Raw genomic sequence first — 20426 nt, forward strand, 5'->3', positions numbered from 1 at the left:
GCAGCCATGAAGGGGCCTGAGCTGCAGGAGCCCGCCTATGTCCTTCACCGACGTCCCTGGCGGGAAACCAGTCTCATGGTGGATCTGTTTTCCCTGAACCATGGCCGGATGACCGTCATCGCCCGGGGAGCCAACAGCGCCAAAAGTCCCCTGAAAGCCCAGCTACAACCTTTTCAGCCTCTGATAGTGGATTGGGCTGGCCGGGGCGACCTGAAAACCCTGACCCAGGTCGATGTTCGGGCCGGCCCCACAATTACCCGGACAGTGTCGCTCTACAGTGGCCTTTACCTGAATGAACTGTTGCAGCGGATTCTGCCCGCTGCAGATCCCCATCCCACGCTCTTTGCAGCCTACATCGATGCCATCGGACAGTTGTCCGACACCAGAGATGTGGAGCCGGTGCTTCGGCGTTTTGAACTCGCCTTTGCCTCCGCCCTCGGCTATGACTTTGCCTGGGATCGTGCCACGGATACCGGGCAATCCGTCGAGCCCGGCGGGGAGTATTGTTATGATCCGGAGCAGGGCATAGTGTCCGGGCTGTCGCCCGGTGTGCGCCTGCGAAATCTTCCGGGCGATGTTTTGCTCGATCTGGCCGGGGAAGATTTGCAATCTGAGCGCTGTCGGCGACTGGCGAAACGGGTCATGCGAGTCCTGATCGATTACCTTCTCCAGGGGCGTCCCCTGAACAGTCGCAGCCTTTTCACTCACCTTCGGGGAGAATCCCATGAATCCTAGAGTACTGCTTGGCGTCAATATTGATCACGTTGCCACCCTCCGTCAGGCGAGAGGTACCCGGTACCCTGATCCGGTCCAGGCAGCGCTGATGGCCGAGGAGGCCGGCGCAGACGGCATCACAATCCATCCCAGGGAAGACCGGCGTCATATTCAGGATCGGGATGTGCTGCTGCTCAAAGAGGTGCTCCAGACCAAGATGAATCTAGAAATGGCGGTAACCGATGCGATGCTGGCGTTTGCCGAACAGGTGCGGCCGGAATGTGTTTGCCTGGTGCCAGAGAAGCGTGAGGAATTGACCACCGAGGGCGGACTGGATGTCGAGGGTCAGGAATCCCGGGTTGCCAAGGCCTGTGAGCGCCTGGCCCGGATTGGTGCCGAGGTGTCACTGTTTATTGATCCGGATCCGGTCCAGATTGATGCCGCGGTCCGCTGTGGCGCGCCGGTAGTGGAGCTGCACACCGGAGAGTATGCCGAGGCCGAAACACCTGAAGCCGAGAATGCCGCCTTCAAAACCATTGCCGACGCCGTCGCCTACGCCCGCAAAAAGGGTTTGATTGTGAATGCGGGCCATGGCCTGCATTACCACAACACAGAGCGAGTGGCGGCAATCCATGGCATCAATGAACTGAATATCGGTCATGCCATCATAGCCCGCGCGGTCTTTACCGGTCTCAAAGAGGCGGTCCGGGATATGAAAGCCATCATCGATCAGGCCCGAAGCCGGGTCTGAGACGGGGCAGCCTCAGGTCGTTTCGGCGGCCTCATGGCGTTCCCGGAACAGCTGCTGCCAATCGGTCTGGTCGCTCCAGATCTGCAGGCGCTCCATGGCCGAGAGCAGCTGGTCTTTCTGGTGCTCCAGATCCGGAGCAGAGCATTTGATGGCCGTTTCCAGATGGTTGGCTGCGGCTCTCAGTTCCGGTACGCCGCAGTAGCGGGTAGCGCCATGGAGCTTGTGAACACATTCCAGTAGCCCATCCATGCTGTGGCTGGCCCAGAGTTCCGAGATCCGCCCGCGATCCACGTGGACCTGCTCCAGCAGCATGCTGAACAGCTCTTCGGCCAGGTCCGCCTTGCCGGCGGCCAGTTGAATGCTTTCGTCCACGCTGACGCAGTCCTGCTGCATTTTGCGCGTTGATGGCCGCAGGGCCCGACGGGTGTCGCGAACTTCCGGAACGGGAAGCCGGCCGTCGCTGCCGTTCTTCGGGCACACGTAGCCGGTGTACTCATGAATGATGTCGTTGAGCTGGCCACTGCTGATGGGTTTGGGCATGTAGCCATCGAAGCCCTGCTTTGTCAGTCGTTCCTGCTCGTCCGACAGGGCATGCGCAGTCAACGCAATGATCGGGGTCCGGTGATTGCCGGTATCCATCTCCCTCAGCCTTGCAGTGGTTTCCACCCCGTCCATGCCGGGCATCTGAAGGTCCATGAAGACCAGGTCGAAGGGTTTCTGTCTGGCCTTGCTCAGGGCTTCAAAGCCGCTGGAAGCGCCCTCGGCGTCCAGTTGGCAGTCTTCCAGCAGGGTCATTACCAGCTTCAGGTTGGCATCGTTATCGTCCACGGCCAGCACTCTCGGCACATTGGCGGTCGTTGCACGGTTGGCGGAAATCTCGTACTCGGGGACCCGCCCGCCGGAATTGATGCCGTGCACCAGCAGCAAAAGCTCATCGTACAGGGAATCTCGGCACACCGGTTTGGTGAGGTGGCCGCTGGCAAGTCCCGATAGCGGTGTGTCGTGGGTTTCAAGGGTGGGGGTCAATAGCAGTGTCCGGCAATCCCGTTCAATCTCCAGGGTACGGACAAGCCCGCAGTACTGGCTGGAATTGAGCAGGTGTCGGGTGATGCCGACAATGGCTACGGCATAGCCCGCCTGGCTTTTCTGGGCCTCTTCAATGTGTTCCTGCAGGGCGCCCGGTGACGCTACCCGGTCGACCACCATGCCCCAGTCCCTTAACAGGTGTTCCACGGCCAGCCCGGTGGTTTTCTGTTGCTCCAGGTAAATGACCCGTTCACCACGCAGGGCATCCCTTGGGGCAATGGCTTCACCGCTGGTGGCAAGCTCCGAGGTGAGGGTAAACCAGAAGGTGGAGCCTTTACCCAGCTCGCTTTCGAGCCCGATCTTGCCCCCCATTTCTTCCACCAGACGCTTCGAGATGGCCAGCCCAAGGCCGGTGCCACCATATTGACGGGCGGTGGAGGCATCGGCCTGGCTGAAGGCGTTGAACAGGGATTGCTGTTGGGCCCGGGACAGGCCCACGCCGGAATCGGTAATGCTCAGGCGCAGGGTAACGCGGTTGGTGTCAGCTTCTTCCTCTTCCAGGCTCGCCCGCAGGACCACCTCACCGGTCTGGGTGAACTTGATGGCGTTGTTGACCAGATTGGTGATCACCTGTTTGACCCGCAGGGGATCGCCCATGATGTTGTCCGGCACATCGTTATAGACCAGTGGCACCAGATCGAGATTCTTGGCGTGTGCCGCTGGCGCCAGCATGACCATGACTTCCTCGACGATATCGCGTAACTGGAACGGTACCCGGTCGAGGATCAGCTTGCCGGCCTCAATCTTCGAGAAATCGAGGATGTCGTTGATGATCGTGAGCAGGATCTCCGACGATTTCCTGATGGTGCTCAGGTGGTCCCGTTGCTGGCGTGGCAGGGGACTCTTTAGAAGCAGTTCGGTGAAGCCGATGATGCCGTTCAGCGGGGTGCGGATCTCGTGGGACATGTTGGCCAGGAACTCGGATTTGATCCGACTGGCCTCGAGTGCTTCTTTTCGAGCGAAATCCAGCTCGATGTTCTGGATTTCGATGGTTTCCAGGGTTTCCCGCAGATCTTCGGTGGCCTGGTCGATGTTCTGCTGCATTTCCGCCTGGGCCTTGCTCAGCTCTTCGGCCATGGCATTGAGGCCGGATTCCAGCTGTTCGAACTCCGGCCCGGCGCCGGTGTAGACCCGGGTATCCAGCTTGCCTTCCTTGAGTTTGGCAACGGCCTCGTTCAGTTCGAATACCGGGTTGGTGAACGCACGGCTCAGTCGCAGGGCAATGGCCATGCTGAGAATGACGCCCCCGAGAATGAGCAGCAGGGAAATAAGCAGGGCCTTGTACGTCTCTTTTTCGGTGCGGATATGGGACATTTCCACAACCACCCAGCCCAGAGGCTCCCGCAGATTCGACATGGACTGGCGGGCATCCGGGTCGAGCATGCTCTCGATCATCAGATCCTGCAGAAACACGGGGGTGATAAACCGGGTGCTGTTTTTTCGGGATATCCGGGTGGCGTGCTCGGCGGTGAGTTCGTCGGACTGCACGGTCTCCGAGCTTCCGGGCCCGGTGTGGAGCAGGCGGGAGCCGTCACTGCCAAAGAAGGTGATGGAGCGGACGTCCTGCTCTTCCAGAAGAGCATTGGAGAGGCTGCTGAGCAGGCTGCGATTGGCGGTAAACAGGCCATATTCGGAACCGGCGGCGAGCTGTCGGGAGAGTGATTCGCCCCGGTCCTTCAGCAGGCTTTCTATATTGTTAACCCAGCTGTAGGTGAAGAACAGCCCCAGCATCAGGGTGGTCAGCAGGGTGGGAACCAGCGTTACCACCAACACTTTTTTGCGAATGCCCCAACGTCGCATACCGTGATCCTGAATTATTGCTTTTGTCCGCGTCGCAGAGCGGAAACCGTCCGTGTTAAGAATAGCTGATCCGGAAAGGGATAACTGTGGTATCAGTCCCGACAGTACCGGAAAATCCCGTGTCGGATATAGCCGCCGGTCATGGATATAGCGAGAAGCTGTATTGGGAGACCGGGGCGATAACGCGTATCATGCGAAGCCAAAAGTGTACCACAGGGTTATCATATGCATTTTCCCACCATTGAAGATTATGTCGGGCACACCCCTCTGGTTCGCCTGCAGCGTCTCCCCGGTGAGACGAGTAACGTGATTCTGGCCAAGCTGGAAGGGAATAACCCCGCCGGCTCGGTGAAGGATCGCCCGGCCATCAGCATGATCCAGGAAGCGGAGCGTCGGGGCGACATCAAGCCGGGCGATACCCTGATCGAGGCGACCAGTGGCAACACCGGCATTGCCCTGGCCATGGCGGCTGCCATCAAGGGGTACCGGATGGTGCTGATCATGCCCGCGAACATGAGTGAGGAGCGTCGGGCATCCATGCGCGCCTATGGTGCGGAGATTGTCACGGTCACCAGGGAAGAGGGGATGGAAACTGCCCGTGACCTGGCTCTCAAGATGCAGGCGGAGGGCAAGGGCAGGGTGCTGGATCAGTTCAGCAACCAGGACAACCCTCTGGCGCACTACCGCACGACCGGTCCCGAGATCTGGGAGCAGACCGGGGGGCGTGTCACCCATTTTGTCAGCTCCATGGGCACTACTGGCACCATCATGGGCGTGTCCCGTTACCTCAAGGAGCGCAACCCGGATATTCGCATTATCGGGCTTCAGCCCAAAGAAGGTGCGTCCATACCCGGGATACGTCGATGGCCCGAAGCCTACCTGCCGAAAATCTACGATGCCGCACGGGTGGACGAGGTGTTGGATGTTGGCCAGGAAGAGGCCGAAAACACCATGCGGGCCCTGGCTTCCGAGGAAGGCATTTTCTGTGGCGTCTCCTCCGGCGGTTCGATCGCGGCCGCGCTCAAGCTCTCGCAGCAGGTTGAAAACGCCATCATCGTGGCCATTATCTGTGACCGCGGCGACCGCTATCTATCCACCGGTGTATTTCCCGGCGCCTGAACACGATTCCACCAAGAGACCCGAGTATGAGCAGACGACGCAGGAAGGTTCTTCCAAAAGAGCCCGTGCGCTGTGAGATTGAGACCCTGAGCCATGACGGCCGGGGTATCGCCCGTCAGGATGGCAAGACCCAGTTTGTCGATGGCGCCCTTCCGGGCGAAACCGTGATGGCGAAAGTGGTGTCCAGTCGAAGCAAGTTCGACGAACTGCGCACCGAAGAGGTTCTGGAAGCCGCGCCGGATCGTCAGACGCCACCCTGCGAGTTTGCCGACCTGTGTGGCGGCTGTAGCCTGCAGCATATGAGTGGCGATGCGCAGATCGCGTTCAAGGAGAATACCCTGCGGGAGCATTTTGCCCATTTCGGGGGCATCGAACCCGAGGAGTGGATTGAGCCACTGCGCTCGGAAGAGAGCCTCGGCTATCGCCGCAAGGCGCGCCTCGGGGTTCGTTACGTCAAGGCCCGGGAGTCTGTCCTGGTGGGGTTTCGGGAGAAACGCAACAGTTTCCTGACCGACATCGACCGTTGTGTGGTGCTGGATCCCCGCATTGGCGACCGCATACTGCCCCTTCGAAATATGCTGCACGATCTGGACGCCTACAGCCGAATCGCCCAGGTGGAAGTTGCCTGTGGCGATGATGTGGCGGTAATGGTGTTCCGCAATATGGATGACCTGTCCACTGGTGACCGGGAGAAGCTCATTGCCTTCGGCCAGGCTCACGATTTGCATATCTACCTGCAGCCAAAAGGGCCCGATACCGTTCATCGGATCTGGCCCGAGTCCTCTGGCCGGGATGATGAGCGACTGAGCTACAGGCTGGAAGAATTCGACCTGACCATGAAATTTCATCCCATGGACTTTACCCAGGTCAATGCAGGCATTAATCGCGCAATGGTACACAGGGCCGTGGAATGGCTGGATGTCCAGCCTGGCGAGCGAGTCCTGGATCTGTTCTGCGGTCTGGGGAATTTCACTCTGCCGCTGGCCACGCGAGGCGGGCAGGTTGTTGGCGTGGAAGGCGACGAGACCATGGTCGTACGGGGCCGGGAAAACGCGGAACTAAACGGTCTCGACAATGTCGCTTTTCACGGTGCCGACTTGCACGGTGACTTCACGGGCCAGAGCTGGGCCAAAGAAGGGTTCGACAAGATTCTGATTGATCCGCCCCGTTCCGGTGCCGAGGAGATCTGCAAGTACCTCACGGCCTTCGGGGCACAAAAGATAGTCTATGTCTCCTGCAACCCGGCCACCCTGGCGCGCGACGCAGGCGTAATGGCGCGCAACGGCTATCGACTGGTGCGCGCAGGTGTGATGGACATGTTTCCCCACACCACTCACGTGGAATCCATCGCGTTGTTCGAACGGGATTCCGACTGAAGATGCGGTGGGCAGTCAGGGATGGCTGCGGCAACCATCAGGAATAACAAGACTGATATGGTAAAAGTTCGCGAAGATTACGCAATGACCGGCGACGGCCAGGTGGATATCGAGGGCTGGGTAAACCAGATAGCCTCGCAAACGCACCTGGACGACGCTGACCAGTTCCGGTTGGCCTGCGAAAAGGCAGCGGAAATCGATCTTCAGGCTTTCCGGCAGGATCGCCAGTGGGCACCTGGTTCCAGCAGCTTCCGGATTGGCATTGAGATGGCCCAGGTTCTGGCGGAGCTGCACCTGGATCAGGCCAGCCTGGTGGCGGCGATCCTTTATCGCGCCGTGCGTGAAGAGCGCGTTCCCCTGGAGACAATCCGCAAGGAATTTGGCGATGAGGTGGCGGGCCTGATCAACGGCGTGCAGCAGATGGCGGCCATTTCGTCCATCCACCACCCGCTGAAGGGTAACGTTCTGGGCCAGAGCGAAGGCCAACTGGACAACGTCCGCAAGATGCTCGTCACCATGATTGACGATGTCCGGGTTGCCCTGATCAAGCTGGCGGAGCGTACCTGCGCCATTCGGGCGGTAAAGGATGCTCCAGAAGAAAAGCGAATGCGCGTCGCCCGGGAAGTGTTTGATATCTACGCACCCCTGGCACACCGGCTTGGCATTGGTCACATCAAGTGGGAGCTGGAAGATCTTTCTTTCCGGTACCTGCATGGTTCCGCCTACAAAAAGATCGCCAAACTGCTGGACGAAAAGCGCCTGGATCGCGACGGTTACATCAAGCGGGTAATTGAAACCCTGCAGACCGAACTGAAAGCCTATGGCATTGAGGGCGAGCTGTCCGGACGTGCCAAGCACATCTACAGCATCTGGCGAAAAATGCGCCGCAAGGGCATCGACTTTTCCCAGGTTTACGATGTTCGCGCCGTGCGTATCCTGGTTCCGGAGGTTCGCGACTGTTACGCCGCACTGGGTATTGTCCACACGCTGTGGCGCCACATCCCCAACGAGTTCGACGATTACATTGCCAACCCGAAGGAAAACGGTTACCAGTCCCTGCATACCGCCGTGATCGGGCCCGAGGGCAAGGTCATGGAAGTGCAGATCCGAACCCACACGATGCATGAGGAGGCGGAACTGGGCGTTTGTGCCCACTGGTTGTACAAGGGCATGGACAAAGGCAACAAGTCGACCGGCTACGATGCCAAGATCAACTGGCTGCGCCAGGTTCTGGAGTGGCAGGAGGAGCTGGGCGACCTGTCCGGGCTGGCCGACCACCTCAAATCCGATGTCGCATCGGATCGGGTGTATGTATTCACACCCGAGGGCCACGTGGTGGATCTGCCCCAGGGGGCAACGCCGGTGGATTTCGCCTACCGGGTTCACACGGAGATCGGTCACGCCTGCCGCGGTGCGCGGGTGAACAGCCGAATCGTTCCGCTGACCTATCCACTGAAAACCGGCGATCAGGTGTTTATCCTGACCTCCAACAACCCGGCCCCAAGCCGCGACTGGCTGAACCCGAGCCTTGGTTACATTCAGACTTCCAGGGCACGCGCCAAGGTAACCCACTGGTTCAAACAGCAGGATCGTGGTCGCAATATCGTTGACGGTCGTGCCATTCTCGAGGACGAGTTCAGGCGTCTGTCCCTGTACGATGTAGATCTTGGTGAGCTTGCCAGGAAGGTTAATTACCAAAGTGCGGAGGACATGTTTGCAGCCACCGGAGCCGGTGACCTTCGCCCCACGCATGTCGCCAATGTGGCCCAGCAGATGCTGGAGCCCAAGTCCGAACAGCTGGATCTGAAACTCAGTGCTCAGCGCCGCAAGCCCTACGATACCGAATCGGATATCCAGATCCTGGGTGTCGGCAAGCTCAAGACCCAGGTGGCTAAATGCTGCAAACCTCTGCCCGGTGACGCCATTGGTGGCTACATCACGGTTGGCCGTGGGGTTACGGTCCATCGCCAGGACTGCCTGACGTTCCTGAATCTGCGTGAGTTCGAGCCCAACCGGATTATTGAGGTCAGCTGGGGTGGCCGGCAGGCTGCTGTTTATCCTGTCGACATTGAAATTGAAGCCTATGACCGATCCGGGCTGCTGAGAGATATTACCCAGGTGTTGTCGGCCTCCAAGAGTGATGTGCTGTCACTGAATACCCTGAGCAACAAGGACGAGAACACGGCTACCATGACCGTGACGGTGGAAATTTCCAGTCTGGAGCAGTTGGCGCGGTTGCTGGCGCAGATTCGCAACCTGCCCAATATCATTGATGTAAGGCGTAAACGCGGATGAGCTATACCATCGAGGATCTGAAAACCCTGATGGCCAGGCTTCGGGATCCGGAGACGGGCTGTCCATGGGATACCAGGCAATCCTACAGGACCATCGTGCCGCACACGCTGGAGGAGGCCTACGAAGTCGCCGATGCCATTGAGCGAGAGGATTACCCGCATCTGAAAGACGAGCTGGGGGACCTGCTGTTCCAGGTCATTTTCTACACCCAGCTTGGTCGGGAAGATGGCCATTTCGATTTTGACGGTGTGGTCGATCATCTGGTGCGCAAACTGGTAAGGCGGCATCCACACGTTTTTCCGGAAGGGACCCTGGAAAGCAGCATTGATCCGGATAATCGGCCGGATGAGGCCTGGATCAAGGAAAGCTGGGAGCGCATCAAGGCCGAGGAGCGGGCAATGAAGCCGGCACCGGAAGCCAGCGCCCCAGTAAGTCGGCTTGACGGCATTGCCCGGACCCTGCCTGCAATGGCTCGGGCCGAGAAGCTCCAGAAACGGGCAGCCAGGCACGGTTTCGACTGGCCAAATGTTGGCCCGGTTTTCGACAAACTTCACGAGGAAATCGACGAGCTCAAGGAGGCGTGGGAAGCCGCACAGACGGGCGCCGGTGATCCCGATGCCGTTGAAGATGAGCTCGGCGATCTCCTGTTCGTCTGTGTGAACCTGGCACGGTTCATGAAGGTTAACCCTGAGCAGGCACTCAATCGAACCAACCATAAATTCGACGCCCGGTTCCGGGCGATTGAACGTGTGCTGGAACGGGAGGGCCGCGATATGGACGAAGAATCTCTGGAGGCGCTGGATGCCGTGTGGCAGGCGGTGAAAGGCGTGGAGCGGGGAGAGAACGAGCACTGAAAATGGCGGATCGGTAAGTACAATCCGTTACCAATTTTCTCGCCCCCGGACCGACGGCTTCGTCTACACTTCCGGAAACGGATGCACAGTTTTCGTGCGCCGTGCGCCATCAATAAGATGCAGGAGTGAAGGCACCATGAAAATCAAAGATCTGGTCAACTACTGGGACAAGCATGCACGTGGTCGGCTTACCCGAGACGCCTACTTCATGGCGTTGTCTGACCAGCATCACAAGCGTCTCGAGAAACTCGCAGCGCTCTATCCGATGAAGTCACCTCAGGATCTGATGCGGGATCTGATTTCTGCAGCACTGGACGAAATGGAGACCAGCTTTCCGTATGTTCAGGGCACCAAAGTGGTGGCGTACGACGAGGATGGCTTCGAGATCTACGAAGATCAGGGCCTGACTCCCAAGTTTGTCAGCCTGAGCCAGAAGCACATCCAGCGCCTCAAGGCCCGTCAACTGGAATCAGTCGCCTGACGACACGGGCAGCGAAAGCTGCCCGCCGCTATTTACTTGTCTTTCCCTTCCAGCTTGTCCTTCAGTGGGCTCTGGCGTACCAGATCGTCCAGAGCTGCACCAATCATGTCGTTCAGAATATCGCTTTCACTGCGGTCCGGGTAAAGTTCCGCCAGTGCGGCCACGCGTGCGGCATCTTCCAGCGGCAGGCGCAGGTTATAATCGTGGGTGCGCTCCACGGGCTCTTTTTGCTGTTCCCAGTGTTTGGGCAAATCAGTGACCTTCATGATAACTCCTTGCAGCTACAGGCTTGAATCGCCAATAGACTTTCTCGACTGTTCCTTAGTATCGTAAGTTTACTTCGCCTCCGTCAATTCAAAAGGACGTCAATGTGACTGAGCTACATCCCGAACTCCGAGAAAACGTACGAATGCTGGGTGAACTTCTGGGCCAGAGCATACGGCGATATCCCGGACAGGAATGCTACGAGCTGATTGAGGAAATCCGGGCGGCTGCCAAGTCCGACCGTCGCCAGGAAAGCGGGTCCGGCCAGCGACTTGTCAATCTGCTGCGCAAGTTGAGCGATGATGAGCTGCTTCCGGTGACCCGTGCCTTCAACCAGTTCCTGAACCTGGCCAACCTTGCCGAGCAGTACCATGGTATTCGTCGGAAACGCGGGCACCAGTCTGATCTGATGGTCGAATCGCTCGGGGAGGTGTTTGAGCGGCTCAAGCAAGGTGATGTCACGCCGGAGGAACTGCATCAGAGGGTGGCGGATCTACGAATCGAGTTTGTGCTGACGGCCCACCCCACCGAGGTGGCGCGTCGCACCCTTATTATGAAATACGACGAGATGTCGGACTGCCTGGCGCGTCTGGACCATGACGACCTCATGCCTGCTGAACGGGAGGAAATCGTCAATCGCCTGTCTCAACTGGTTACCGAAGCCTGGCACACCGACGAGATTCGTCAGGAGCGACCAACCGCAGTGGATGAGGCCAAATGGGGCTTTGCGGTTATTGAAAACAGTCTGTGGCAGGCCCTGCCACAGTTTCTGAGGAGCCTGGATACGTCGCTGGAAGACGCGACCGGAAAGGGCCTTCCCCTGCAGGCATCCCCCATCCGCATTGCATCCTGGATGGGCGGTGATCGTGATGGCAATCCGAATGTCACCCACAAGGTGACCCGCCGGGTCTTCCTGCTTGGCCGCTGGATGGCAGCGGATCTCTATCTTCGTGATATTCAGGCGCTGCGGGCCGAACTGTCCATGTGGCAGGCCAGCGACGAGCTCAAGGCCGTTGTTGGTGATTCCCGGGAACCCTACCGCCATGTGCTCGCCGAACTCCGTGAGCGGCTGATCAGAACCCGGGACTGGGCAGAGGCGAGCGTCAACGGCGAGACCGCGGACGCCAGCGGGATCCTGTTTGAGAATGAGGATTTCACCGGCCCCCTGGAGCTCTGCTATCGATCCCTGGTTGAGTGTGGGCTGGAAGATATTGCCAACGGCCCTCTGCTGGATACCATCCGGCGGGCACATACCTTCGGCCTGCCGTTGATCCGACTGGACATTCGCCAGGAAGCGAGCCGCCACGCCGAGGCCGTCGCCGAGATGGTCGACTACCTCGGCCTGGGGGATTACCTGTCCTGGTCCGAACAGGAGCGTCAGGCGTTCCTCGTGCAGGAGCTACAGGGCCGACGTCCGCTGGTCCCCCGCAATTGGGAGCCCTCTGAATCCGTTGCCGAGGTGCTGGCGACCTGCGAGGTAGTGGCGCAACAAACCCCGGAAGCTCTCGGCTCCTACGTGATTAGCATGGCCAGCAAGCCCTCCGACGTGTTGAGCGTGATTCTGCTGCTGCGGGAATCGGGGATGAAGTTTCCGATGCGGGTCGTCCCTCTGTTTGAAACCCTGGACGACCTGCGTGGCGCGCCGGACAGCATGTCGGCTCTGTACGAGGTTGAATGGTACCGGGAGTATTGCCAGGGCCGTCAGGAAGTGATGATCGGCTACTCGGATTCCTCCAAGGATGCGGGACAGCTGATGGCGGCGTGGGCCCAGTATCAGGCCCAGGAGAAACTTACCCACGTTGCCCGCCAGTATGGTGTCCATCTGACCCTGTTCCATGGTCGGGGCGGTACCGTTGGCCGAGGCGGTGGGCCTGCCAACCGGGCAATTCTGTCCCAGCCGCCGGGCTCGGTTAACGGCAGTTTCCGGATCACCGAGCAGGGGGAGATGATTCGTTTCAAGTTCGGTTTGCCCCGGCTGGCTGTTCAAAGTCTGACGCTCTACACCACCGCCGTCATTGAAGCCACACTGGCTCCGCCACCCAAACCGGAGGACAGCTGGCGTGAGACCATGGACTGGCTCACCGAACGCTCCCTGAAAGCCTACCGCGATGTGGTTCGTGAGAATCCGGATTTCGTGCCTTATTTCCGTCAGGTTACACCCGAGCAGGCCCTGGGCAAGCTGGCGCTGGGCAGCCGACCGGCGCGGCGCAAGGCCACCGGCGGCGTGGAAAGCCTGCGGGCAATACCCTGGATCTTCGCCTGGACCCAGATGCGGCTGATGCTGCCGAGCTGGCTCGGCAGTGACGTGGCGCTTGAAGAAGCGGCCCGCGATAACCGGTTGCCGGTACTGAGGGAGATGATGCAGGGCTGGCCGTTTTTCCGCACCTACGTCGACATGCTGGAAATGGTACTGGCCAAGGCGGATCTGCGGATCGCGAGTTATTATGAACAGACCCTGCTTGATGATGACCAACTGAAAGCCCTGGGTGAAAGCCTTCGAACCCGGCTCCAGGGATGCATCGAGCGGCTTCTGGAACTCAAGGAGCAAACGGATCTGCTTGAGGCGGAGCCCGTGTTCGCGCACTCTATGCGAGTCCGCAACCCCTACACCGATCCATTGCACTACCTGCAGGCCGAACTGCTGCGGAGGGATCGGGAAAGTGAAGGTAAGGGCGAGGTTCCCGAACTGGTGGAACGAGCCCTCAAAGTCACCATGGCGGGTATCGCTGCAGGTATGCGCAACACCGGCTGATCAATACAGGTGTCGAAAACAGTGCTGGCAAAGGCCGGGTAGCCTGGCCGCTGACAACGAACGAAGGGAGTAAGCTGTGGCTCTGGCTGCACGATTGGAACGTTTTCTTGCCCGCAAGGGCATCAGCTATCGGGAGTTGCCGATTGATCAGGTGACCAGCCTCGATGCGGCAGTTATGGCCTCGGGACTGTCGCAGGATGCCTTCATTCAAGCCACTCTCCTGATCGACATTACCGGTGTCGTGATGGCAGTGCACAAGTTCGATAGTTCCCTTGATCCGGATGCCGTTCACCAGTTGACCGGCCGGCGCCTCCAGCCACTTACCGCACGGCAGACCATGCGGCTGTTCGGGGATTGCGACCCCGGCTTCACGCCGCCCATCGGGCAGGCCTATGAACTGCCCGTGATCGTGGATGAGGATGTGATACTCGCGGATCAGGTCGTGTTCTCTAGTGGTACCGATCATTCGCTGATACAGATGGATGGTCGCTCACTCCGGTTGGCGCTGGCAGGCGCCAGGGAAGGCCACCTGGTTATCCGGGGGCCGGGCAATGGTAACCGCGAGGCCCTGACGCTCGAGGAAGTGGCCGACAAGCTTCAGAAACTCTACCGGTTGCCACCAATGCCGGCTCTCGCCCTGCGCATTCTGCGGTTGACCGCCAATACCGATGCCACCGCCCGGGAGCTTGCCGAGCTGATCGAGTTTGACCCGAGCCTGACCGCCCAGATCATGCGCTATGCCCGGTCTGCACTGTTCAATTATCCCGGCCAGATCAACTCGGTCCAGGAAGCGGTTACCCGTGTTCTGGGCTTTGATCGCGTGGCACATATCGCCCTGGGCATTGCCTCCGTTCGCGCCTTTGAGGTGCCTCGCCAGGGGATGCTGGGTATGGACAATTTCTGGCGCCACTCGCTGTATTGCGCGTTCCTGTGCCAGATCATTGCTCCGCGATGCGGCGCCGAGAAAGGACTGGGTTATCTGTGCGGTCTGTTGCACAACTTCGGCCTGTTGCTGGTGGGGCATCTTTTCCCGGCCGAATTCGATGAACTCAATGAGCTTCGCGAGGCCAATCCCGAAGCCAGCATGCACTCTCTCGAACAACAGGTCTTCGGACAGGGCAATGGGCAGGAAATCCTGTCGGTTGGCCATGGTGCCATTGGCGGAATACTCCACCGTTTGTGGCAACTGCCGGATCCGGTGGTCAAGGCGGCCGGTGTTCATCAGCAGTCAGGTTACCATGGTGAGCATGAGAACTACGTCCTCATGGTTCAGTTGGCGAATGCCCTTCTGAAGGATCGCGGTATTGGCGATGAGTTTAACCCCGATGATGTGCCCTCTCTGCTGGAAGGCCTGGGGCTGCAGCCGGACGTTGTGGAAGAACTGAACGCCGAACTGGAGCGTGTTGCTCCCGATCTGGACGCACTGGCCAACTCCCTGTCATCCTGACACCCTGTCTGTATTCGCCGGGAAAAGCGCACTTCCGGTGCATGATACGGAGGTCGACTTTCTCTGACGTGGCTGACTTCGTATAATGCGCCTTCGCCGTTTCCGGCTGACACCTGTTCCGTGCAGGAGAGGCTGTCGCAAAGGCAGAGGTTTTTGCCACAGCTTTTCAAATGATAATGACTAAAACGGGAGCACAGCGTTATGCGAATCATCATGTTAGGCGCACCGGGCGCAGGCAAGGGGACTCAGGCCCAGTTCATTACGGAACGGTTTGATATTCCCCAGATCTCCACCGGTGACATGCTGCGCGCGGCGGTAAAGGCGGAGTCCGAGCTGGGCAAGCAGGTCAAGGAAGTCATGGCAACGGGCGGGCTGGTGTCGGACGACATCATCATTGCGCTGATCGAGGAGCGCATCCAGCAGCCGGACTGCAAGAACGGTTTCCTGCTGGATGGTTTTCCCCGTACGATTCCCCAGGCCGAGGCTTTGAAAGAGCAGGGGATTGCCATCGATTATGTGGTTGAAATTGCCGTCGATGACGAGGAAATCGTCAGTCGTCTGTCCGGTCGCCGAGTACATGAAGGCAGCGGTCGCATCTACCACGTGAAATACGATCCGCCCAAAGTTGAGGGCAAGGATGATGAAACCGGTGAACCTCTGGTTCAGCGCGAGGACGACAAGGAAGAGACGGTTCGCAAGCGTCTGAAGATCTATCACGACCAGACCGCACCGCTGGTCGGCTACTACCAGGACTGGGCTTCGAAAGACCCTGCAGCCGCGCCGAAATATGTTCGCGTGGAAGGCGTTGGCAGCCTTGACAGCATTCGCGACCAGATCCTTTCAGAACTCAAGTAAATTATTGGCATCCTGACCTGAGGTTTTCACACCGGTGAAACTGTTGGCATTGGATACGTCATCAGAGGGCTGCTCGGCAGCCCTTCTTGTTGATGGCGAGATCTCCGAACGCTTCGAGCTTGCCCCCAGAGGCCACACCCGGCTGCTGATGCCAATGGTGCGGGAACTGCTGGCAGAGAAAAATCTGGCCCCGGCCGAGCTGGATGCCCTGGCGTTCGCCCGCGGCCCCGGATCTTTCACTGGCGTGAGAATCGCAACCGGTGTCGTGCAGGGGCTTGCCTGGGGGCTGGATATCCCGGTGGTGCCCGTGTCGTCACTGGAGGCGGTTGCATTGGGCGCCATTGATAGCATGGATATTCCCGAGAACGGCGGCATTGCGGTGGCATTCGACGCGCGTATGGGAGAGCTTTATTGGGGGTGTTTTGCCGCCCGTTCAGGACTGCCGGTGGCTCTGGCTCCGGAACAGGTCTGTCCGCCGGAGGCAGTTAGCCTGCCCGCCGCCACCGAAGGCTGGTGCGGAGCCGGTCCGGGCTGGCAGTATCGCTCCGCAATGCCGGTGGAGGTATCTGAGAGTGTTGATAACGTAGATGAGACTCTGGTACTTCGTGCTGCCTGGGTAGCGCGTCTTGCGGCGAATGCATACGAGCAGGGGAAGACGGTGTCAGCGGAGCAGGCTCAACCGGTGTATATCAGGGATGAAGTGGCCTGGAAAAAACTGCCAGGCCGATAGTCTCACCGGCTGTCTTCGCGAATCCCGGAACGCCAGGCTGGGTAAAAAGTGATCATCCACCTTTTCTTCCTCAAGATAATCTTCCATACTTTCGGTTCACGTTTTCCTGTCATCCGGCCAGCGGTATCTGAACATGATTGGCGGTATTAATCCGGGTAACAATTTCAATTTCCAGACCGGCAACAACAGCCCTGTCCGGGAGCGCAGTGATACGGCCCGGGCGCCTGCATCAACGCCGGAGAAAACACCCGATGCGGCTCGCCGTGACCTCGCCGATGGTCGCCAGGGCATTGTCAGCGAACGCAATGCGACCGAAAGCCTCGAGCGCCGTGTTGAGGCCCGTCGTGCCGCCGAAGACGCCCGTCTGGAGCGTTTCCGTGCGGACGAGGTCTCGTTGCCAGCCGCTAGGGCTCTCTCCACATTTGCCTCTGTAGCCGCTGCCGGTCAGGAAGCAGGCGGCGATGGTAGTCTGGCCGGGATTGATATTCTGGTCTGATGTCTGAGTCCTCCTCGCCCGAACCCTCTGCCCTTTGCAGCACCATCGCTGTTGCCCACAGTGCACTTGGCGACCGAGTCCAGGCCGAAACTCTGGCACAATCGCTTGGGCTGACTAACCTGGGTGTTGTTCGCCCAAGAGATGTCACGGACTTCCCGGTTTTACTATTTCTTGATGAGCTGGGCCTTGGCCTACAGGTCACCGGCAAAGGTGCGCCAGGGCCGGTTCGTGCAGAGTTCGTTACCGGAAAAATGGGGTACCGGCGTGAGCATGGTGGTGGCGCGGGCCAACTGGTGGCCAAGGCGGTTGGCCTGCAGAAAACCCGAGCCACCCTGGATGTGGTTGATGCAACGGCGGGACTGGGCCAGGATGCCTTTGTTCTCGCCAGCCTTGGCTGCAGGGTCACATTGTTCGAACGCAATCCGGTTATTCATGCGCTGTTGGCTGACGGTTTGGCGCGGGCAGCTATGAACGTGGATTGCGCCGCCATTGTCGAGCGCATGCGGCTGCTGGAAGGCAGCAGTATTGAGTGGCTGGCACAAAGTGAAATCGAAGCCGCGGACGTTGTCTATCTGGATCCGATGTTTCCCCATCGAGACAAGTCGGCCCTGGTAAAAAAAGAAATGCAGGTGTTTCGCACCATCGTGGGTGACGACGAAGATTCCGGACAATTGCTGGCGAGCGCGCTCGAGCATGCTCGTTACCGGGTGGTGGTGAAGCGGCCCCGTAAGGCGTCGGCGATTGAAGGACCGGAGCCGACCACCCGCGTGGAAGGCAAAAGTAGCCGCTACGATGTGTATTCGATTCGGGCGCTGCCGGCCCGGTGAGCGCCGTCAGGCGCCCATCATGGTAACCTGCTGGATTGCCTGTCGCTTCTCGACGCTCAGCACCAGGCGGGCATCATCAGCCACCTCATCCAGCCCTTCCCCGTAGCACAGCAAGCCATTATCGTCGGTGGTGATCACACCATTGTTCTGCATATTGGCAATGAAGTTCCGGAACAGGCTCTTGTCAAAGAATTCCGGTGCATTGAGACCGAACAGGATGGACATGCGTTCGGCGAGCAGGGCGCTCTGCTCTTCCAGTTCGGCGGCGCTGATCTTGCCCGAACCGTACTTGCGCAGAATGCCCAGGGCAATGTGGTAGCGCTCGACCGTCTGGATGATAAAGCGGGACAGCACCCTGAGCCTGAGCATGGCTTCGGTGCCTTCCTCCGGCCGTCCGATCCGGTCATCGTCCAGGGGCTTCAGCAGGCCCTGTTCAATAAGAACATCAATCCACTGATTGATCACGTTTCTGGCTTCATCCGGCTGGTACTTCAGGAAAAGCTCGGATTGCAGGTAGGGGTAGGCCACGCTGGCAAGGAAGACGATCTTGTCGCGCCCCAGTGAATCCTTGTTTTCAAACAGGCTGGCAATCAGTGAGGGCAGTGCGAACAGGTGCTGGATGTTGTTCCTGTAGTAGGTCATCAGGATCGCGTTGCTGCCCTCCAGGGCAATGATATCGCCGAGCTTTTGCGGCTGCCGGCTGATCAGACCCATACCCTCGCAGTATGCGACCCAGTCTTTGCCCGAGCCCTCGGGCAGGGTCACCGTTTCCGCGTAGGGGAAGGCCTTGAGCAGGGCTGCGTATTGATCCATCAGGCGGATCAACTGGCCCTCATCCATCGCCAGTCGTTCGGTACCCAGCAGCACCGTTGCGGTCATGCCGATCGGGTTGACGGCAACAGAGGCGTTAATGCTGGACGCCACCCGGAACGACAGTTCTGAAACCGCGCTGTTGAGCCACTTGGGACGATACTCGGCGTCGTAGGCCTCGTCTCGCCAGCTGCTGTTTACGTCGTCGAGAACCTCGGACAGATGGATGGCCTCGCCGAAGTTTACCGCGACGCGACCAAAGGAGTTGCTGAGTTTGCGGACGGTCTTGGCCAGGCCGAAGACGCTCTCTTTCTCTTTTTTCTTGCCGCGAAGTTCGCCTAGGTAGGAGCGCCCTTCCATAACCTTTTCATAGCCAATGTAAACGGGCACGAACACAATGGGTTTGCGATGGTCGCGCAGGAAGCTGCGAACGGTCATTGCCAGCATGCCTGGCCGGGGTTGAAGCATCCGACCCGTGCGGCTGCGACCACCCTCGACAAAATACTCCACGGAATAGCCCCGGGAGAACATCACATGCATGTATTCATTGAAAACGGTAGCGTACAGGGGATTGTCCTTGAAGCTGCGGCGCATGAAGAAGGCCCCGCCGCGGCGCAGGATCGGTCCGACAATGGGCATGTTGAGATTGATACCTGCCGCGATGTGCGGCGGCATCAGGCCATTCTTGTAAAGCACGTAGGACAGCAGCAGGTAGTCGATGTGTGACCGGTGGCAAGGCACGTATACCACCGCGTTGTCCTGGGCGACTTCTTTCACCACCCGGATATTGTTGATGGCAATACCGTTGTAGATCCGGTTCCACAGCCATGACAGCACCACCTCAAGGAAGCGGATGGTGACGATGGACATGCTGGCGGCGATTTCGTCCGCGTATTTGTAAGCCTTGGCACGTACTTTTTCCGGCGGGATGTCGTCTTTGGCTGCGGTCTCCCTGATGGCCTCCTTGACTGCCTGAGTGCGCACCAGCCCTGCCACCAGAGTACGACGATGGGAGAGATCTGGGCCCAGAACGGCCTGGCGAACGCGGCGGAAGTGGGTTCTCAGAATCCGTGCCAGCTTGCGGTTGGCGCGCTCCTCGCTGTGCCGGTATTCATCGATAACCTGCTTCAGCGAAAGCGGCTGGTTGAACTGCACGTAGGTATTGCGGCCGTGAACCATGATGATCAGGAACTTCTGAAGCCGGCCGGCAATGGACCAGGTATCAGACAGCAGCAGTTTGACCAGGGATTTCTCCTTGTCAGGGGAGCGGCCCCAGAACAGGGAGACAGGCACAATCTGGACATCCTGGTCCAGGTGTTCCAGACCATAGCGCACCAGTGCCTGGAATTCGTTCGTAGGTGCCGGAGCCTGGCGACCTCGGAAAAAACCACCAATCCGGCGATAGAGAAAAAAGAAGGAGTGGGATGGGCCATTTTTCACTGGGAGTGCTTCGGAGGCGCCCGGCAGTCCCGCCCGGATGACTTCCTGCTCGAGAACCAGACGGCTGGAAAGGGAGCTGTATTGCAGCACGTAGCAGACCGGTTTGTCGGGATCCAGGGCGAGGGCGTCAACGCTGTTGCCGCTGACATCGGTCCGGACCCAGATGAACAGTATCTTGCGGAAAAGGGTCAGGATCAGGCTGCGAATGCCCTGGTAAAGACGCATAAAGTGCAACTCCGTTGAATAAACAGGTGCCAAGTTTACTTGGTTGAGTTCAGGGCGGAAAGTCGAGCTTTCATTCTTGGCCGGTGCAGCAATGTGGTACATTT

Annotated in this window: 16 protein-coding genes; 13 read left to right on the forward strand and 3 right to left on the reverse strand. The window is 59.0% G+C overall.

Annotated features, from left to right (window positions below; all coding sequences use genetic code 11):
* Nucleotides 1–6 precede the first annotated feature (6 nt).
* On the forward strand, nucleotides 7–735 hold the full coding sequence (gene recO, locus SIC15_RS05450) for a DNA repair protein RecO (protein ID WP_273069292.1): 729 nt from the start codon (nucleotides 7–9) through the stop codon (nucleotides 733–735).
* Nucleotides 725–1465 (forward strand): pyridoxine 5'-phosphate synthase, encoded by a 741-nt coding sequence (gene pdxJ / locus SIC15_RS05455; protein ID WP_088557922.1) that lies wholly within the window; start codon nucleotides 725–727, stop codon nucleotides 1463–1465. Before recO ends, pdxJ begins: the two co-directional genes overlap by 11 nt.
* A gap of 12 nt (nucleotides 1466–1477) precedes the next feature.
* Here pdxJ and SIC15_RS05460 read toward each other — a convergent pair whose 3' ends face one another.
* Nucleotides 1478–4351: an ATP-binding protein gene (locus SIC15_RS05460; protein ID WP_288366244.1), complete on the reverse strand. Its 2874-nt coding sequence runs from the start codon at nucleotides 4349–4351 to the stop codon at nucleotides 1478–1480.
* 225 nt (nucleotides 4352–4576) lie between these two features.
* On the opposite strand from SIC15_RS05460, the gene cysM reads away from it, so the two are divergent.
* The 5 genes from cysM to SIC15_RS05485 all read left to right on the forward strand — a co-directional run bounded on the left by cysM (nucleotide 4577) and on the right by SIC15_RS05485 (nucleotide 10476).
* Nucleotides 4577–5470, forward strand: a complete 894-nt coding sequence (gene cysM / locus SIC15_RS05465; protein WP_008176171.1) for a cysteine synthase CysM — start codon at nucleotides 4577–4579, stop codon at nucleotides 5468–5470.
* A gap of 26 nt (nucleotides 5471–5496) precedes the next feature.
* Entirely contained in the window at nucleotides 5497–6846 is a 1350-nt protein-coding gene (rlmD, locus tag SIC15_RS05470) for a 23S rRNA (uracil(1939)-C(5))-methyltransferase RlmD (RefSeq protein WP_008176170.1), read from the forward strand.
* A gap of 57 nt (nucleotides 6847–6903) precedes the next feature.
* Complete coding sequence (gene relA / locus SIC15_RS05475) at nucleotides 6904–9141, forward strand: GTP diphosphokinase (protein WP_008176168.1); 2238 nt, start codon at nucleotides 6904–6906, stop codon at nucleotides 9139–9141.
* Nucleotides 9138–9995, forward strand: coding sequence for a nucleoside triphosphate pyrophosphohydrolase (gene mazG / locus SIC15_RS05480; protein WP_008176166.1), 858 nt, complete (start codon nucleotides 9138–9140; stop codon nucleotides 9993–9995). The genes relA and mazG overlap by 4 nt, the downstream gene beginning before the upstream one ends.
* A 136-nt stretch (nucleotides 9996–10131) precedes the next feature.
* Nucleotides 10132–10476 carry a hypothetical protein gene (locus SIC15_RS05485; protein WP_008176163.1) on the forward strand — a complete coding sequence of 115 codons (345 nt, stop codon included), beginning with the start codon at nucleotides 10132–10134 and terminating at the stop codon, nucleotides 10474–10476.
* Between the two features lie 32 nt (nucleotides 10477–10508).
* Here the strand turns inward: SIC15_RS05485 and SIC15_RS05490 are convergent, their stop codons facing one another.
* Nucleotides 10509–10742, reverse strand: coding sequence for a hypothetical protein (locus SIC15_RS05490; protein ID WP_008176161.1), 234 nt, complete (start codon nucleotides 10740–10742; stop codon nucleotides 10509–10511).
* A gap of 104 nt (nucleotides 10743–10846) precedes the next feature.
* Here SIC15_RS05490 and ppc point away from each other — a divergent pair, with 104 nt between their 5' ends.
* The 6 genes from ppc (at nucleotide 10847) to SIC15_RS05520 (ending at nucleotide 17847) form a co-directional block, all read left to right on the forward strand.
* Nucleotides 10847–13492 carry a phosphoenolpyruvate carboxylase gene (gene ppc, locus SIC15_RS05495; RefSeq protein WP_412537228.1) on the forward strand — a complete coding sequence of 882 codons (2646 nt, stop codon included), beginning with the start codon at nucleotides 10847–10849 and terminating at the stop codon, nucleotides 13490–13492.
* Nucleotides 13493–13568: 76 nt separating this feature from the next.
* Nucleotides 13569–14939, forward strand: coding sequence for an HDOD domain-containing protein (locus SIC15_RS05500; RefSeq protein WP_136629315.1), 1371 nt, complete (start codon nucleotides 13569–13571; stop codon nucleotides 14937–14939).
* Between the two features lie 201 nt (nucleotides 14940–15140).
* On the forward strand, nucleotides 15141–15794 hold the full coding sequence (adk, locus tag SIC15_RS05505; protein ID WP_069184132.1) for an adenylate kinase: 654 nt from the start codon (nucleotides 15141–15143) through the stop codon (nucleotides 15792–15794).
* Nucleotides 15795–15828: 34 nt separating this feature from the next.
* Complete coding sequence (gene tsaB / locus SIC15_RS05510) at nucleotides 15829–16524, forward strand: tRNA (adenosine(37)-N6)-threonylcarbamoyltransferase complex dimerization subunit type 1 TsaB (protein WP_291909775.1); 696 nt, start codon at nucleotides 15829–15831, stop codon at nucleotides 16522–16524.
* A 133-nt stretch (nucleotides 16525–16657) separates the two neighbouring features.
* Nucleotides 16658–17020, forward strand: a complete 363-nt coding sequence (locus SIC15_RS05515) for a UDP pyrophosphate phosphatase (protein ID WP_069184134.1) — start codon at nucleotides 16658–16660, stop codon at nucleotides 17018–17020.
* Nucleotides 17020–17847, forward strand: coding sequence for a class I SAM-dependent methyltransferase (locus SIC15_RS05520; RefSeq protein ID WP_136629313.1), 828 nt, complete (start codon nucleotides 17020–17022; stop codon nucleotides 17845–17847). The genes SIC15_RS05515 and SIC15_RS05520 overlap by 1 nt, the downstream gene beginning before the upstream one ends.
* Nucleotides 17848–17853: 6 nt before the next feature.
* Here the strand turns inward: SIC15_RS05520 and plsB are convergent, their stop codons facing one another.
* Nucleotides 17854–20322: a glycerol-3-phosphate 1-O-acyltransferase PlsB gene (gene plsB, locus SIC15_RS05525; RefSeq protein WP_412537229.1), complete on the reverse strand. Its 2469-nt coding sequence runs from the start codon at nucleotides 20320–20322 to the stop codon at nucleotides 17854–17856.
* Nucleotides 20323–20426 lie beyond the last annotated feature (104 nt).

This window comes from Marinobacter sp. MIT932201 (assembly GCF_047123295.1).
GTDB lineage: Bacteria > Pseudomonadota > Gammaproteobacteria > Pseudomonadales > Oleiphilaceae > Marinobacter > Marinobacter salsuginis.